The sequence below is a fragment of the Streptomyces sp. NPDC107654 genome, from assembly GCF_055639035.1.
In genome coordinates this window covers 300,200-316,200 of sequence record NZ_JBVKBI010000001.1, presented here as the reverse complement: position 1 = coordinate 316,200, position 16,001 = coordinate 300,200, and the positions used below count along the sequence as shown (strand labels likewise).

General features: G+C 73.1%; 16 protein-coding genes. 3 read left to right on the top strand and 13 right to left on the bottom strand.

Annotation, left to right across the window (positions count from 1 at the left end; genetic code table 11):
- Position 1: 1 nt before the first annotated feature.
- Positions 2-364, top strand: a complete 363-nt coding sequence (locus tag ACZ7N4_RS01450) for a 5-carboxymethyl-2-hydroxymuconate Delta-isomerase (RefSeq protein ID WP_471352524.1) — start codon at positions 2-4, stop codon at positions 362-364.
- 7 nt (positions 365-371) lie between these two features.
- On the opposite strand, the gene ACZ7N4_RS01445 is transcribed toward ACZ7N4_RS01450, so the two are convergent.
- The 4 genes from ACZ7N4_RS01445 to ACZ7N4_RS01430 form a co-directional block, all read right to left on the bottom strand.
- Entirely contained in the window at positions 372-1,088 is a 717-nt protein-coding gene (locus ACZ7N4_RS01445) for a TetR/AcrR family transcriptional regulator (protein ID WP_471352521.1), read from the bottom strand.
- Positions 1,089-1,160: 72 nt separating this feature from the next.
- On the bottom strand, positions 1,161-2,183 hold the full coding sequence (locus ACZ7N4_RS01440; protein WP_471352519.1) for a PDR/VanB family oxidoreductase: 1,023 nt from the start codon (positions 2,181-2,183) through the stop codon (positions 1,161-1,163).
- Positions 2,183-3,061, bottom strand: coding sequence for a metal-dependent hydrolase (locus tag ACZ7N4_RS01435; protein WP_471352518.1), 879 nt, complete (start codon positions 3,059-3,061; stop codon positions 2,183-2,185). Before ACZ7N4_RS01435 ends, ACZ7N4_RS01440 begins: the two co-directional genes overlap by 1 nt.
- Positions 3,062-3,130: 69 nt before the next feature.
- Positions 3,131-5,050, bottom strand: coding sequence for a hypothetical protein (locus ACZ7N4_RS01430; RefSeq protein ID WP_471352516.1), 1,920 nt, complete (start codon positions 5,048-5,050; stop codon positions 3,131-3,133).
- A gap of 167 nt (positions 5,051-5,217) precedes the next feature.
- Between ACZ7N4_RS01430 and ACZ7N4_RS01425 the strand changes: the two genes are divergently transcribed.
- Positions 5,218-5,625, top strand: a complete 408-nt coding sequence (locus tag ACZ7N4_RS01425) for a hypothetical protein (RefSeq protein WP_471352514.1) — start codon at positions 5,218-5,220, stop codon at positions 5,623-5,625.
- A 78-nt stretch (positions 5,626-5,703) separates the two neighbouring features.
- Here the strand turns inward: ACZ7N4_RS01425 and ACZ7N4_RS01420 are convergent, their stop codons facing one another.
- From ACZ7N4_RS01420 to ACZ7N4_RS01385, 8 genes are all read right to left on the bottom strand, one after another.
- Positions 5,704-7,230: a DUF1996 domain-containing protein gene (locus ACZ7N4_RS01420; protein ID WP_471352512.1), complete on the bottom strand. Its 1,527-nt coding sequence runs from the start codon at positions 7,228-7,230 to the stop codon at positions 5,704-5,706.
- A gap of 135 nt (positions 7,231-7,365) precedes the next feature.
- Positions 7,366-8,019 carry a LuxR C-terminal-related transcriptional regulator gene (locus tag ACZ7N4_RS01415; protein WP_471352510.1) on the bottom strand — a complete coding sequence of 218 codons (654 nt, stop codon included), beginning with the start codon at positions 8,017-8,019 and terminating at the stop codon, positions 7,366-7,368.
- Positions 8,004-9,281: a sensor histidine kinase gene (locus ACZ7N4_RS01410; protein ID WP_471352508.1), complete on the bottom strand. Its 1,278-nt coding sequence runs from the start codon at positions 9,279-9,281 to the stop codon at positions 8,004-8,006. Before ACZ7N4_RS01410 ends, ACZ7N4_RS01415 begins: the two co-directional genes overlap by 16 nt.
- A 31-nt stretch (positions 9,282-9,312) precedes the next feature.
- Entirely contained in the window at positions 9,313-10,371 is a 1,059-nt protein-coding gene (locus ACZ7N4_RS01405; RefSeq protein ID WP_471352506.1) for an NAD-dependent epimerase/dehydratase family protein, read from the bottom strand.
- A gap of 60 nt (positions 10,372-10,431) precedes the next feature.
- Positions 10,432-11,046, bottom strand: a complete 615-nt coding sequence (locus ACZ7N4_RS01400; RefSeq protein ID WP_471352504.1) for a winged helix-turn-helix domain-containing protein — start codon at positions 11,044-11,046, stop codon at positions 10,432-10,434.
- Positions 11,047-11,539: 493 nt separating this feature from the next.
- Positions 11,540-12,571 carry a glutamine synthetase gene (glnII, locus tag ACZ7N4_RS01395; protein WP_471352502.1) on the bottom strand — a complete coding sequence of 344 codons (1,032 nt, stop codon included), beginning with the start codon at positions 12,569-12,571 and terminating at the stop codon, positions 11,540-11,542.
- Between the two features lie 243 nt (positions 12,572-12,814).
- Positions 12,815-13,546, bottom strand: a complete 732-nt coding sequence (locus ACZ7N4_RS01390) for a hypothetical protein (RefSeq protein WP_471352500.1) — start codon at positions 13,544-13,546, stop codon at positions 12,815-12,817.
- Positions 13,547-13,665: 119 nt separating this feature from the next.
- Positions 13,666-14,034, bottom strand: coding sequence for an ArsC/Spx/MgsR family protein (locus ACZ7N4_RS01385; RefSeq protein ID WP_471352498.1), 369 nt, complete (start codon positions 14,032-14,034; stop codon positions 13,666-13,668).
- A 219-nt stretch (positions 14,035-14,253) separates the two neighbouring features.
- On the opposite strand from ACZ7N4_RS01385, the gene ACZ7N4_RS01380 reads away from it, so the two are divergent.
- Positions 14,254-14,568, top strand: coding sequence for a hypothetical protein (locus ACZ7N4_RS01380; RefSeq protein ID WP_471352496.1), 315 nt, complete (start codon positions 14,254-14,256; stop codon positions 14,566-14,568).
- A gap of 55 nt (positions 14,569-14,623) precedes the next feature.
- Here the strand turns inward: ACZ7N4_RS01380 and ACZ7N4_RS01375 are convergent, their stop codons facing one another.
- The gene (locus ACZ7N4_RS01375) at positions 14,624-15,805 is read right to left on the bottom strand and encodes a winged helix DNA-binding domain-containing protein (RefSeq protein ID WP_471352494.1); all 1,182 of its coding nucleotides are present in this window, start codon (positions 15,803-15,805) and stop codon (positions 14,624-14,626) included.
- Positions 15,806-16,001 lie beyond the last annotated feature (196 nt).

Sequence of the window (16,001 nt, the reverse complement as noted above, 5' to 3'; positions counted from 1 at the left end):
CATGCCGCAGATCACCATCGACTACTCCGACCTCATGGAGGACGCCTTCGACCGCGAGGGCTTCGCCCGGGCGCTGCACGAGGCGACCGTGGAGATCGCGGCGGCGAAGCCGGAGGCCTGCAAGACGCAGTTCCGGCCGAGCGCGTACACCGTGTTCGGGTACGAGGATCCCGGGGCGCGCGGGCACGCCGTCGTGCACGTGACGATCGGGCTCCTCGCCGGCCGCAGCGAGGAGGCGAAGGCGAAGCTGACGGAGACGGCCCTGGAACTGCTCGGCAGGCACGTGGCGGACGGGGCGTTCGCCCTGCACGCCTCCGCAGAGGTCCAGGACCTCGATCCGTCGTACCGGAAGTACGACCGCTAGCGACCGCTCAGGAACCGAGCGCGACGAGCCGGCCGACCAAGTCCGCGAAGGGGCCGTCGGCCGGCTCCTCCTCCACCATCGAGCGGAGCAGAACGGCCATGTCCTCGTCGTAGGCGGCGCTGACGGCGGCCAGCGCCGCGAAGTCGTGCACCAGCTGGAGCTCCAGTTCGGCGCGCGGGATGCGCCGGCCGTCCAGCCAGATCAGCGCCGTGGACTCGGCGAGCGAGATCCAGGACCGCACCACCAGCTCCAGGCGCGGGGACGCCTCGGTCACGCCCAGGTGCGAAAGGATCTGGTCATGGGCGGCCTGTCGTACGGAGTCGATGAGCGCGTTCGTCGTGGACACGTGGCTCATCGAGTGGGCTCCGCCCACGGACACGGCCGGGCCGCCGCGCATCAGCGCCGAGAAACCGGGGCCGTGCTCGTCCACGAAGTCGAAGAAGCGGCCCATCACCCGGAGCAGCCGGGCGCCGAGCGGGCCCTCGCGGGGCTCGTCGAACCGGCTCGCGAGATCCTCCGAGGCACGCTTCAAGGCGGCCTCGTACAGGCTGAGTTTGCCCGGGAAGTAGTGGTAGACGAGCGGGCGTGAGATGCCCGCCGCCGTGGCTATCTCGTCGACGGAGACCTCGTCGGGCGAGCGTCGGCTGAACAGGTCGAGAGCGACACCGATCAGCTGCTGCCGACGCTCCTCGACGCCCATCCTGCGGCGAACCCCGGAACTCATGCGAACACTTTACCGATCGAATCCGGCCGCCCCGTGATCACATGTGACCGCTGCTCACGCGTTCGCCGGTGCTCACATGTCCAGGACCAGGCGGTCGCTCCGGGACCGGGACACGCAGATCAGCATCGAGTCGCCGCGCTCGGCGTCCGTCAGCAGCTCGTCCCGGTGGTCGACCTCCCCCTCCAGCACCCGCTGTTGACAGGTCCCGCAGAACCCCTGCGCGCAGGAGTAGGCGGTGTCCGGCAGCTCCTCGCGTACGGCGTCCAGCACGGTGGAACCGGCCGGCACGGTCAACGTCCGCCCGCTGCGCCGCAGTTCCAGCTCGAACGCGGTGTCGCCGCCGGCCGGCGCACCGGGCGCGAACCGTTCGAGACGGACGTCCGGGAAGCGTTCCGCGACGGCCGCCATCAGCCCCTTTGGACCGCAGCAGTAGACGGCGGCCCCTTCGGGCACCTCCAGCGCGTCGAGATCGGGCCGCCCCTCGACCACGGTCACCCGGTCACCGCCCAGCTTCCCGACCTCCTCCAGGAACGGCATCGAGGCCCGCGTGCGTCCCGCGTACAGCAGCCGCCAGTCGGCGTCGTCCGGAAGCGCCCGCAGCATCGGCAGCAGCGGGGTGATCCCGATCCCGCCGGCGACGAAGACGTACGACTCCGCGTCGACCAGCGGGAAGCGGTTCCGCGGCCCCCGCACCTCCAGCTCCGTGCCCTCCGCCACCTGCTCGTGCACCTCGCGCGAGCCGCCCCGGCCGTCCTCGACCAGCCGGGCCGCGACGGTGTACGAGGAGGTGTCCTGAGGGTCGCCGCACAGCGAGTACTGCCGGACGAGCCCCGACGGCAGCACCAGGTCGAGATGCGCGCCGGGCTCCCAGCCCGGCAGGTCCCGGCCTTCCAGCCGGAGCCGGACGACCCCGTCGGCCACCGTCTCGTGCGAGGTGACCAGCAGCCGCAGGGCCCGTGAGCGCGGCCGGCCCGACGTGGGCTCCTCCAGCGCGGGCAGCGGCCACAGCGGCGAGAGGCGGATACGGCGGCGCAGGGCGCTCCGGGTCAGCAGCACGGCGGCCGCCACGAGCGCGAGGGTACGCGGCTTCGGCATCACGCGGCCCTCCGCTCCGCCGCCGTGGCCGCGGGGGAGGCGGCCAGGTAGGCCACGGCCTGCTCGGTGTCGCCCTCCTGCGAGGGATGGTATCCGCGGCTCAGGTAGCGGGGGACGGACCGGACGATGTCACCGGTCGAGGGGAGCAGGCCCTGCCGGCCGCGGACGTGGATTTCCCTCAGCGAGGCTTTGCCGTCGACCAGGGTGGGGTCGTTCTCCATGAAGAACCGCGTGCCGCGCTGCCACAGGAACACCAGTGCCGTGAAGGCGGTGGCCCAGGTGCGCACGCGCCGACGGTAGCCGCCGTCGACGTGCAGGAACAGCTCGAAGGCGACCGAGCGGTGCTCGACCTCCTCGGCGCCGTGCCAGCGCAGCAGGTCCAGCATGGTGGGGTCGGCGCCGCGCCGGTCCAGCTCGTCGGCGTTGAGCACCCAGTTGCCGAGGAACGCCGTGTAGTGCTCGATGGCCGCGATGAGCGCGACCCGCTCCATCAGCCACCACCGGCGCGGCCGGCCCGGCGGCAGGGTCCGGTCGCCGAGCAGCTTCTCGAAGAACCAGTCGACCTGCGCGGTGTACGGCGTCGGGTCGAGCCCCTGCTCCCGGAGGTGGGGCAGTACCTCGTCATGGGCCTGGGAGTGCATCGCCTCCTGGCCGATGAACCCGATGACGTCCTCACGGAGCCGTTCGTCGCGGATGTACGGCAGCACCTGCTTGTACACGTGCACGAACCAGCGCTCACCGGCGGGCAGCAGCAGGTGCAGCACGTTGATGGTGTGCGTGGTGAGGGGATCCCCCGGCACCCAGTGCAGCGGCGTGCCGTCCCAGGAGAAGGACACCTTGCGTGCCGTGAGCGGCACCCGGGTGTGCGTGTTGGACATGGCGTCAATGTACTGATGGGTAGGGGCGCTGAGAAGCCCCGCGCGCCACCTTGTTGACGCCAGTGTCAGCTAGTGCAGCCCGCTGATCTCCCGGCCACCCGCCAGAGTGCCCTTCAGATCGGCCCGCGCACCCTGCTCCGCCTTCGCCGCCAGCAACTGCCCCGGTGCCGACGCGGTGACCCCGCCCGTGGCCCGGATCGACACCGTGTCCCTGCTCCCCGCCGCCAGCAGGTACCAGCTCCCCGCCGCCGACTTCCACAGCACCCCGGCCAGCACGTGCGGGTCACGCGGCCCACAGGCCGGCACGTCCGTGCCCTTGGCGACGACCGCCCCGGCCGCCCCGCCCGGCGTGCGGAACTGTGCCAGCGCGGCCGTGCCGTCGCCGCGCCAGGTCTCCGCCCGGGTGCACACCCACGCGGCGGACCCGCCGCCCGCGGGCAGGGGCTGCACGGCGAACGCCCACGCGTTCACGCTTCGGACGCCCGACGAGCGCTCCGCCGACAGGGAGCAGGCGAACGGCGCCCAGGTGCGCAGCCCCTCCACGCCGGAGGCCTCCCCGGCCGAGCCGGGCCGGCCGGCCGTGAGGTGGGCCGGGACCAGCTCGCCGAGGTCGGTCGTGAGCCGCGTACCGGAGGCGTCGGTCAGCTGGAGCACCGTCCACGACGTGCAGCTGCCGGGCTGCAGGGCGGAGCTGGCCAGCGGCGCGGTGACCCCGTCGGAGAGGGTGAGCGGTGTCGCGGCCGCGTCCGGCTTCGTCAGGTCCCGCCGGGCCGCCCTCGTCACCCAGGGAGCCGTCAGATAGCGGACGTTGCCGTCGGAGCGGCCCAGCACCAGCGCGCTCGCCCCGGCGCCGGTCGCGCCGTCGACCCGGGCGAAGTCCAGGGCCGCGCCCTGGGTGCCGTTCTTCGGCTCGGCGTAGCGGGCGACGCGCAGGCCGTCGTAGAGGACCACCACCCGGGCGGCGTCGACCTCGCCCGCGTACAGCAGCTGCGGCGGGCCGGCCGGGCCGCCGGTCTGGGTGCCGGGGGTCGCCGAGACGCGGACCGTCTCCCCGGGGCGGGCCCACACCGCGAGGGCGCGGCGCAGCAGGGCCTTGTCACCGGTGAGCGGTCCGCGCGCCGGCCACACGGAGAAGTCGGTGCGGGCCGAGGTGCGCCAGGCGGTGGGGGAGACGCGGGTCAGCCTGCCGGGGTCGAGGGCGGCCTCGGCGGCCGGGTTCTCGGCGTAGGAGGGCGCGGCGGCGCCGTCGGGGCCCCAGCCGCCACCCGGCAGGACGACCAGTGCGCCGCACACCGCGAGCGCCGCGGCGGCGGCCAGGGCGGCCTTGGTGTGCTGTCGGCGGCGCATCAGATCGGTGGGCCGGGCCTGCAGCGAGCACGGGTCGAACTCGGGGGAGGAGAGCAGCCCGGGCTGGGCGGGCACACCGTTCGCCGAGGCCAGCGCGCCGCCCGGGTCGGTCACCCCGGCGGCCGCGAGGATGTCGCGGACGTCCGGGTCGGCCAGCTGCTCCAGGCCGCGCAGGACGTAGGCGGCGCGGGCCGGGGCGGACAGGGCGGACAGCCGCTGGTCCAGGGCGAGTTCGTCGGCACCGCCCGAGCGCGGGAACAGCCTCAGCCCCCACACCTGGGGGAGCGACGGCGGCAGCTGGACGAGCCGGGTCAGACCCTTGCGGGGGCGGGCCGCCTCCAGGGCCGCCCGCAGCACCCGCTCGCGCAGGCAGGCGTACCCCGGGTCGTCCTGCCGGCCCGAGGCCTGCGCCGGGAGCACGGCCGGCTGCTTGCGGCCGCGGGGCAGGGCGCGCTGGGCGAGGGCGTGTGCGGTCAGCACCCGGCGGCTGCGGCCGAGCCCCGGCGGCAGCACCAGGTAGGCGAGCCGGACCAGCCGGGGGTAGTGCTCCACGAGCGCGGCCTCGGCCTGTTCGACGTCGACCGTGCCGGTGCCGCGGGCGGAGTGGGGTGCGTGGCGCTGGGATACATCCTGTGACTGCACGTCCGGGAGAACGAGCGAGGCGGTGGTTGGTCACCGCCGGACGGGTGGTTCACCCCCGGGGGCCCGGGCGTCCGTCGCGTGCCCGGTCACCGGTTTGAGCGCACCGCGCGCGGGAGCCGTATCCGAAGGGGCTGGGGCATGCTGGCACACCAGGACCGGAGGAACAGATGAGGTTGACGCGACTGACGCTCGGCGCAGTGGCCCTGCTCGCGCTGGCGGGGTGCGGCTCGGGCGGGGGGCACACCGACGCGGTGCCGCCCACCGCCACCGGCAGCCTGGAGCTTCTGGCCGCCGAGGTGAAGTGCCGGCCGAACATGCAGACCGACGCCGACGAGATCCGCCAGGCCATCTGCCGCAACCCCGACGGCCGCTTCATCCTCGCCACCTTCGCCACCGACCGCGGCCAGCGCGAGTGGATCAACGACGCGAAGGACTACGGCGGTCACTACCTGGTCGGCCGCAAATGGGTCGCCGTCGGCGACGACGGGGTGGTCAAGGCGCTGCGCGGCACGCTCGGCGGCGACCTGGAGGACGGCGTCGACCACCACGCGCACGGCGCCGCGCACAGCGGCTGACGACCGGGGACACGGCGAAGGCCGGTGACGGGAGGGGGGTCTCGTCACCGGCCTTCTGTCAGGGGCGCGGGGCGGGGCTCACGCGCAGTTCTGACCGCGGTTGATGCAGTTGGCGATCTTGTTGGCCAGACCGTTCTTCGTGACGCTGATGAAGTCGTCGTGGTCCGTGGCCGCCTTGTGCAGCTGCTCCGGGAAGCCGTCCACCGCGTAGGCGTTCTTCACCTGGCCGTTCTGCACGGTCGGCGGGTTGATGTTGTAGACGAGCCGCATGGTCAGCTGCGGGATCGCCTTGAACCCGTTCGGGCACACACCGCTCGCCGGGTCGGCGAACGCCACGTGGGTGCGGTGGTTGGCGCTGTCGGCGTTCTGCCCGTCCCAGCAGCTCTGGAAGGCGAACGTCCGCACCACCTTGCTGCCCTGCGGGCAGATCGGGTACTGCTGCGTCAGCTGCACCCTGTTCTCGAAGCCGGTGCAGCTCCAGTGCGCGTTGGCGTTCGCCAGACCGTTGGTCGTGGTCTTGGCGTCACCGGTGATGATGCGCAGGAACTGCGGCATCGGGACGACCTTGCTCGCCGGGCTGCCCACGTACTTGATCTGGGCCTGGACCGGGGTCAGGATGCGGCCGACGTTTCCTTCCTTGCCGCCGCCGTCCCTGTTCTGGTCGAAGTCCTGCGTGCCGTCCTGGACGCGGACCACCGGCCAGTAGTACGACGACAGGTCGCTGCGGTTCTGGCAGCTGGTGCCGCCCTGGAGGAACGTGTTGTTGCTGGCGAACGCGTTGATCTTCTGGTTGCCGACGTAGTCGTGCAGGTGGTGCGCGCCGTTGGTCACGCCGGGCGCCACGATCACGTTGTCGGTGTTGAAGTTCTTGTTGGCGTTCACGCCGCAGCGCGTGGTGAACGTACCGGTCGAGGCGTTGCCGGTCCTGCGCGGCTTGCCCTGGACGTTCGGCGCCACCTTGGTGATGTCGACGAAGTCGGCCGCGACCGGGCCGTTGCCGGCCTGCCCGCCGATGTTCCCCTGCTGCCCGTTCTGACCCTGCTGCTGACCGCCCTGCTGCTGGCCGCCGTTCTGCTGCTGGCCGCCCTGCTGTTGACCGCCCTGCTGGCCGCCGGCGTTCGTCTGGTTGGCGGTCTGCGTCGTGCAGGAGGCGAGCTGCTTGAGCGCGTTGTCGAAGGAACCGCCGACCCGCTGGATGTCGATCCGGATCCGGTCGATCGTCGCCGCCCGCTTCTCCTTGAGGGGGCCGACGATCGCGTTCTGCACGAAGCTCGCGTCCCTCGTCTGGGCGTCCCGGGTGGAGGCGAGCCGGTTGTAGGCCTCGGTGATCTGCTTGTCGAGGTTCGCCAGCTCCGTCGCCACACCCCGGCGTGCCCGGTTCGGCACGTTCGTCAGTTTCTGGCCGACGTCCGGGCAGGAGATGGTCGCGACCTGCGCCGTCGCGGCCTTGGTCGAGTTGCCTCCCCACGACTGGTTGTTCGACTCGTGCGCCGAGGCGTAGAAGTTCGCCCAGATCAGCCCGCCCCCACCGAGCGCTAGGGCCGCCGATGCGGCTATGGCCTTGGTGGCCAGCGGCGTGCGGCGTTTTCGTGTGTTGCGTCCCATGGAACTCCTCTGACTTCCTTGCGGGGCAGCATCGAGGCGCCCGACAGGAGTGAAGCGGCGCCCCTACATACGGACGCCGTCCCGGAGGTGTTCACCGTTCTCACAAATTCCTTCCCGAAACAGGGAGTTGACGGGTCAGCGGTCCCGGTCCAGATGGGCGAGGACCGCGAGCACGCGCCGGTTGTCGTCGTCCGACACCTCGAGTCCGAGCTTGGCGAAGATGTTGGAGGTGTGTTTGGCGATCGCCCGTTCCGTCACCACGAGCTGCGCCGCGATCCCCGCGTTGGACCGGCCCTGCGCCATCAGCTCCAGCACCTCCCGCTCACGCGGGGTGAGACGGTCGAGCGGTGTCGCGCCGGCCGACCGCCGGGACAGCAGCTGCTGGATCACCTGCGGGTCCATCGCCGTACCGCCCGCCGCCACCCGCCGTACGGCGTCGATGAACTGCTCCGCGTCGAACACCCGGTCCTTCAGCAGGTAGCCGACCCCGCCGGTGCCGTCCGCGAGCAGCTCGCGCGCGTACAGCTGCTCCACGTGCTGGGAGAGGACCAGCACCGGCAGCCCCGGCCGCGCCCGCCGGGCCGCGAGCGCGCACTGCAGGCCCTCGTCGGTGTGCGTCGGCGGCAGGCGTACGTCGACCACCGCGACGTCGGGCCGCAACTCCTCCAGCGCCCGGGCCAGTTCCGGGCCGGACTCCACGGCCGCCGCGATCTCGAAGCCGTACGCCTCCAGCATCCGCACCAGCCCGTCGCGCAGCAGGAAGAGGTCTTCGGCTAGGACAACACGCACGGGATCTCCAGGGTCACCATGGTGGGACCGCCGGCGGGGCTGCTGACGGCCAGGACCCCGTCGAATGTACCGAGCCGGCGCTCGATCCCGGCGAGTCCCGAACCCGCCCCGACCACCGCACCGCCCCGGCCGTTGTCGGTGACGGTGACCCGCAGCCGGCCCTCGGTGTGGTGCACGTCGACCCAGACCCGGTCGGCGCCGGAGTGCTTGACCGCGTTGGTGAGCACCTCGTTCACCGCGAAGTAGGCCGCCGACTCCACCGGTGCCTCCGCACGGCCGGGCAGCTCCACCGTGACCTCCGTGGCGAGCGGCAGCCGGAGCGCCAGTGCCCGGACGGCGTCGCCGAGCCCGCGTTCGGCGAGGACCGGCGGATGGATGCCGCGCACCAGGTCGCGCAGCTCCTCCAGGGCCTCGGCGGAGTTCCGGCGGGCCTGCGCGAGCAGCTTCTTCGCCTGCGCCGGGTCCCGTTCGACCAGCATCTCGATGGTGCCGAGGTCCATGCCCATGGCGACCAGCCGGGCCTGCGCCCCGTCGTGCAGGTCCCGTTCGATGCGGCGCAGCTCGGCGGCCGAGGTGTCGACCGCGTCCCGCCGGGTCTCGGTCAGCACCTGGACCCGCTCGGCGAGCGCCGCGTGGGAGGCGCCGATCACCGCCCGGGTGAGCCGGAAGTGCGCGGCGAGCAGGCGCGGGACGTAGCGCCAGGTGCCGGCGAGGACGAGGGCGCCGAGCGCGGCCGCCACGAGGGCCGTGACCTGGCCGGTGACCGGCACGAAGCCGTACCAGTAGGGGTCGCCCGTGGCGGGGACGTACGCCCGCCACAGCCCGGCCGCCAGTGCGAAGCCCTCGAAGGGGTACAGCACCAGCACGGCCGGCGTCAGCGCGGTGACGAAGCCCGCGGTCATGTCCACCGGCAGCCACAGCACGTCCCGCCGCACCTGCGGGTCCCCGAGCAGCGCGACCGTGCGCGTCCACGGGTTGGCGCTCTGCGGGAGCGGCCGGTACACCGCCGGGATCCGGATCCCGCACCACTGTTCCGCGAGCCTCCTGCGGGTGTCCGCCAGCGCCCGGACGCCGGTGAGGACCGCCGGGGTGGTGAAGAGACCGACGCCGAGCGGTATCAGCACGACGGAGAGGAGGGTGAGGACGAGGAACGCCATGCCGCACGGCAGTACCACGAGGGCCAGTACGAGCCCCTGCACGGCGGCCAGCACCGCCTCCCTGGCCCGGGCCGCGAAGGCGGCTGTGTCTTTGTCGGTGTGCATGCCGCCAGTCTTGCCGACGGCCGCGGCCGGGTCAGTCGTCCGAGGACCCCTTCCGGAGGGTGGTGCCAGGTACACCCCCGGCCCCCGCCGACACCTTCGCCAGCACCTTCGCCTCCACCTCCGGGTCCAGGCCGATGCGGGGGCGGTCCGGACGCAGGGGCGCGGTGCCCCCGAGCCGGGCCAGCCACCGCCAGGTGTCCGCGACGGTCTCGCCCACCGGCCGGCACACCAGCCCCGTCGCCACCGCCCGGGAGACGTCCGCGCCGTGCACGGCGTCGTACATCTCGCCACCCGGCGGCACCCACACCGGCAGCTCGGTCCACGGCTCGATCCCGGCCTCCAGGACCGTCTCCGGGTCCGTCCAGCGCAGCTCCGCGTCCGCGCCGGTGACCCGCAGGCAGGCCTGGAGCAGTTCGCCCATGGTGGCGTGTCCGGGCGGGCCGACCAGGTCGTACGGCCCGGACAGTCCCCGCTCCAGCGCGCCGAGCAGCCAGCCGGCGAGGTCCCGCGCGTCGACGTACTGCAGCGGCAGTTCGCGCGGGCCGGGGGCGAGGACCGGGCCGCCGCGGGCGATCCGGGTCAGCCACCAGGGCAGCCGGCCCACGTTCTCGTACGGGCCGAGGATCAGCCCGGCCCGGACCAGCAGCGAGTCCGCCGCGCCGAAGGCGCCGACGGCGGCCAGTTCGCCGCCGCGCTTGTCCGCCGCGTAGTCCGTCGGACCGGCGTCCGCGGCGCCCTCGACCAGCGGGGCGTCCTCGGCGCCCGTGCGCGGCCAGGGCCAGACGTACACCGACCGGCTGGAGACGTACGCGTACCGCCCGGCCCGGCCGCGCAGCAGCCGGGCCGCCTCGTGCACGGCGCGCGGGGCGGAGGACCAGGTGTCGACCACGGCGTCCCAGCCGTCACCGCGGTCCGCGGCGAGGGCGGCGAGACCGTCGGGCGCGGTGCGGTCACCGTGCAGCGACCGCACCCCGGCCGGGGCTTCGTGCCGTCCCCGGTGGAAGACGGTCACCTCCCAGCCGCGCCCGAGCGCGGCCTCCACGACGGCCCGCCCCACGAACTCCGTTCCACCCAGCACGAGAAGTCTCATGCCCGGATCGTGCCCGGTCCGGGGCCGTGGTGGCGCGGGACTCTGCCGAGGGCAGAACGGTCAGCGGCCGGTCGGCGGGATGTACTTGTAGCCGACCCGGCGCACCGTCCGGATCGTCTGCCGGTGCTCGGCGCCCAGCTTGCGGCGCAGCCGGGCGATGTGCACGTCGACGGTGCGGCCGTCACCGACATGGCCGTACCCCCACACCGTGGAGACCAGCTGGTCGCGGGTGTGCACCCGGTGCGGGTGCGCGACCAGATGGGCGAGCAGCTCGAACTCCAGGTAGGTCAGGTCGAGTTCGCGGCCGTCGACGCTGGCGGTGCGCTGCCCGGTGTCGATCCGCACCAGCGGCTCGGAGCCGGCCTCCGTCCCGCTGCCGGGCTGGTCCGGGACCGCGGCCGGCAGGAACGGGGGCCGCTGGCCGGCCGGGACCAGCACCAGGTAGCCGACCATCGGAGGCCGGCCCGGCAGGGCGGGCAGGGTGTGCTGCGGCGCGGGCAGCCAGGTGGCACCCGGCGGCAGGAAACGGGTGACGTCGTCTGCCGGGCTCTCGACTTCGTCCGAGGAGGGGAGTCCCCAGTCCTCGTCCCGGTCGACGGCGCGCAGCCGGTGCCGGGTGCCGTTCGGGGCGGGGGTGGCCAGGGTGGCGGTGGAGAGGGTACGAGAGGTCGCCATGGGAGGTCAGCTCTTTCGCGCGAGGAGTTCGTCGGGAGGAGCGGCGGCCGCGATTCGTGGTCGGGCGCGCCGGAGGACGTACGTCGTTCCGCGCTGGCCGAAGGCCGGAGGTGTACGGCTTTAGAGGGCCCGCGCGTTCGTCGCGCGGCAACACACACGGTCGAAGTCGTGGTGCTGACGGGAAGGCCAGAACGGCTCGAGGTCGTGACGACCCGTCGCTGTGATCTTCTGGAAGCCGGCCATGAGGCCATTGAAGCAGAGGCGCGCGCCGGGCAGGAGCCTCCTCTCACTGCTTGGACGCTTCCCCGGCGGAGAACTGACGGCGCGTCCCTCCGCGAACCCGGCTCCCCAGCCTGGTCAGCGGCCTGCCGTGGCCCGGCCCTGACCGGAACGCCGTCTCACTCCCCGGACAACGCCGGGGTGCGGGCGGGGCACGACGCGCGCGAGGGGCGCCCACCGTGACGGTGGGCGCCCCTCGGCGGAGCCGGGCGGATCAGACCTGGCCGGCCTTCTCCAGGGCGGAGCAGCAGGTGTCCACCAGCAGGCGGGTCACGACGTACGGGTCGACGTTGGCGTTGGGGCGGCGGTCCTCGATGTAGCCCTTGCCGTCCTTCTCGACCTGCCACGGGATGCGGACCGAGGCGCCGCGGTCGGAGACGCCGTAGGAGTACTGGTCCCAGGGAGCGGTCTCGTGCAGGCCCGTCAGACGCTCGTCGATGCCGGCGCCGTAGTTCTTGACGTGGTCCAGCGGCTTGGAGCCCTCACCGAGGGACTCGCAGGCGGTGATGATGGCGTCGTAGCCCTCGCGCATCGCCTTGGTGGAGAAGTTGGTGTGCGCGCCCGCGCCGTTCCAGTCGCCCTTGACCGGCTTGGGGTCCAGGGTCGCGGAGATGCCGAAGTCCTCGGCGGTGCGGTACAGCAGCCAGCGGGCCACCCACAGCTGGTCGGAGACCTCCAGCGGGGCGAGCGGGCCGACCTGGAACTCCCACTGGCCCGGCATGACCTCGGCGTTGATGCCGGAGATGCCGAGGCCGGCCTTCAGGCAGTTGTCCAGGTGGGCCTCGACGACGTCACGGCCGAAGATCTCGTCGGCGCCGACACCGCAGTAGTAGCCGCCCTGCGGGGCCGGGAAGCCGTTCTCGGGGAAGCCCAGCGGGCGGGAGCCCTCGAAGAAGGTGTACTCCTGCTCGATGCCGAAGATCGGCTCCTGCGCGGCGAACCGCTCGGCGACCTCGGCCAGCGCGGCTCGGGTGTTGGAGCGGTGCGGGGTCATGTCGATGTCGAGGACCTCGCACAGCACGAGGATGTCGTCACCGCCGCGGATCGGGTCCGGGCAGGTGAAGACCGGCTTGAGCACGCGGTCCGAGTTGTGGCCCTCGGCCTGGTTGGTGGAGGAGCCGTCGAAGCCCCAGACGGGCAGCGCGTCGAGACCGGCCGGGGCACCCGTGATGATCTTCGTCTTGGAACGCAGCTTGGCCGTCGGCGCGGTGCCGTCGATCCAGATGTACTCGGCCTTGAAGGTCACGGGGCCACTTCCTTCGGGGGTGGGGCGGGCTCACTCGTCGTCGCGGGTGCTGCGGCGCGGCGGCACCGGTGCGCCGCTCGATCTGCCGGGCAGCCTGTCAACGGGCCGTTTCCCGTCCATTGCTCGTATGTGAACCCCGTGTTACCTGGCGCTCTTGTGTCGTGTCTCACATGGTGAGGCGGGCGGTGCCGCGGTATGGGACAGCCAGCGACCGCCACCCCCGTCGCGGTCGCCGGCCCGACCTCACCCCACCTTCTCGATCACAGCCCGGCGGATGAGGAACTTCCCGGCCTCCCGGACCTGTTCGAAGGCCGCGTTGTTGAGCAGGACGCAACTGCCGGAGACGGACGTGACCTTCACCGTCGTGGACTTGTTGTTGTCCAGGTTGGTGACCTTCAGGGTCGTCCCCGCCGGGAACTGGTTGCTGGACGCCGCCGGGGCGCCGCCCTCGCCGGAGAGGGTCACGGTGGAGCCCTTGCAGACCTGCTCGCCGGCGGCCTGCTGCCCGGCGCCCTGCTGAGCGCCTCCGGCCTGCTGTCCGGCGCCCTGCTGGGCACCGCCCGCCTGCTGCCCGTTGCCCTGCTGAGCGCCTCCGGCCTGCTGTCCCGCGCCCTGCCCGGCGTTGCCGCCCTGCCCCGCCTGGGAGTCCTGAGCCGACTCCCCAACGGTGCAGCCCGCCGCCTTCTGCTGGACCTCGATCTGTTCGATGACCTTCTCGCGGTTGGCGATCCGGGCCGCGGACTGGGCGTCCGGTTTCGCCTTCTGGTCCGCGATGAACTTCTCGTTGTTGCCGAGGGCCGTGGCCAGCCCCTGGCACACCGTCGAGTTCCCGGCCGACAGCGTCTTGGCGTCGTGCGGGCTCTGCGCGGCGTTCGAGGTGGACGCCAGCGCGAAAGCCCCGCCGCCCGCCACCGCCGCGGCACTGACGAGCAGCGCGATCTTCTTCTTCGTACCGGCAGTTCTCCTGCGCGACATGCGCGCCTCCTGAAGAGGTAGGGGAGCGTACGCCGCTATGTACGAGATACCGAACGAGGCTGCTCAGTGGTCGCCGGAGTCCGTGAAGTAACCTGCGTCACAAGCGAGTTGAACCACGCTCAGCTCTCGCTGTGGGCGAGGGCCTCCCGTACGGCCTCCTCGGTGCGGGCCACCAGCGCCGTTCCGTCGTCCGCGGTGATGATCGGGCGCTGGATGAGCCTGGGGTGCTCGGCGAGCGCGGTGATCCACCGGTCCCGGGCGTCCGCGTCCCGCGGCCAGTCCTTGAGCCCCAGCTCCTTCGCGTCCGCCTCCTGGGTGCGGGTGATGTCCCACGGCTCCAGGTTCAGCCGCTCCAGCACGGCCCTGATCTCGTCCTGGCTCGGCACGTCCTCCAGGTAGCGGCGGACGGTGTAGTCGGCCTTCTCGGCATCCAGCAGGCTGAGCGCGCTACGGCACTTCGAGCACGCGGGGTTGATCCAGATCTCCATGCGGGACACGGTACTCGGCATCGCCTCCTGTTCGAATTCACGACACCTCGCCCGCCTCGTCTCCACCGCCTGTGACAGCCCGCCAAATCCGGTACTCACCTGCGGCTTTGCCTCCTCCCGGGCACCCCCGATTGTCAGTGCCCGCCGGTAGACTGGGAGCAGTGTTCGAGGGAGCCGCCGGGACCCCGGCGGCTGCCTGACCGCGACAGGAGGATGCCTGTGCCCGCTGCCGCCCTGAAGCCGAAGCCGTTGCCGACCCAGTCCACCGCCCGGCGTTCCGTGCTGTTCGACTCGCCCTACGAGCCCGCGGCGAAGCGACCGCTGCCGGCCGGACGGCCGCGCGAGTGGTACGTCACGCACAACCGCCGCCTGAAGGCCATGCGCCTCGCCATAGCCCTGCTCGACTCCGGGGTGTACCTCCCGGACCAGGCCCGGAACGAGACGATCCGGGGCACGGCCGAGCGGATCGGCATGCGTTCCCCGTCCGACACCACGTGCCACATGGTCCGGGCGCTGATGCGCTACTCGCGCTGAGCCGCCCGCGGTGCCGGGTGCCCCGCGCGGGTGCGGAGCACCCGGCACCCGGCCGTCATGCCGTCAGCTCCCGCTCCAGCGGCGTACGGAAGCGCGGGGTGACCCGGGTGGCGCCCAGCCGGTCCCCGAGCCGCCCGGCCTCCGCCTCGACCGCGCCCGCGGCCTCCCGGCGGACGCCCGCCTCGGGGATCCGCCACACGATCTCGCCGTCCGCGCGCTGCGCCCAGCCGCCCACCACCCGGCCGTTCCACCACACCGTCGGGCCCACGTTCCCGCTGCGGTCGAAGAGCAGGGGACGCAGCGCGGGGGCCAGATACCAGTCGCGCTGCCGCCAGCCCATGGCCGTCGGGTCGAGGGCGGGCAACAGCGCCGCCCACGGCCTCTCCGGGGCCGCCACCGGCGCCGTGTCGCCGTCGGCGACGTACCCCGTGCCCTCGTCCAGCGCCACCTCCTCGGCGTCGATCGCGGCCAGCGCGCGGCGGACCTCGGTGATCCTCCACCCGGTCCACCACTTCAGGTCCGCCTCGGTCGCCGGCCCGCACGCGCGCAGCCAGCGGTGCAGCAGGGCGGCCTGGGCCTCGGCCACGTCCAGCTCGGGATGGGGCGGCGCCGGCGCCCAGCGGAACCGACCGGACGTCCAGGAGCCGAGCGGCCGGCCCCGGACCACCTTGCCCTCCGCGCCCAGCACCCGCAGCAGACGGGTCGACACCGTGTGGACGCCCTCGTAGCTCTTCCCGGCCGCGTAGAGGAACTGCTCGCGCAGGCGCGGCTCGTCCGCCGCCAGCTCCGCCGCCGTGGCTTGGCCGCGCCGGGCCAGCGCGGCCAGCGTGGCCTCCTCGACCTCCGCCAGCCAGGCCGCGTCCGGGGCACCGGCGGCCGCCATGGCCCGCAGCAGGCTCGCCCGCTCACGGGCGGCCACAGCCAGACCCGTCGAGGCGTGGACGACGGCCGTCAGGTCGGCCGGGAACACGAACACCGTGTGCCGCATGCCGTGCATCCGCACCAGCGTGCGGTCCTCGTACAGCGCCCGCTCCGTCTCGGCGACCGCCTTCGCGGGGTCGGTGAGCCGGGCGGCCACCGCCAGGTGCACCGTCGCCGGGTCGGTGCCGTGCAGGGCCACCAGTGAGTCCGCGACCTGCTCGGGGGTGGCGGCCCGTGCCGTACCGGCGAGGCGGTGCCGCAGGGCCAGTCGCGCCCGCCGCTCTTCCGTGCCGATGTGCCGCCGTTCTCGCGTCATGTCCGCCTCCCCGGGTCCACGCTCCCGTGCCGTCCATGGTCGCCGATGCCACCGACAACCGTGCCCCGCCGGGGCCGCTCGTCCAGCAGGGCCGTCACGAACGCCTTCCGGTCCTCGGCGTGGTCGCGTAACCACATGCCCGGGAAGTGGTCCGCCTTGGGGGAGCCCGAGGCGGGTGAACCGGCTGCCGTCCGGC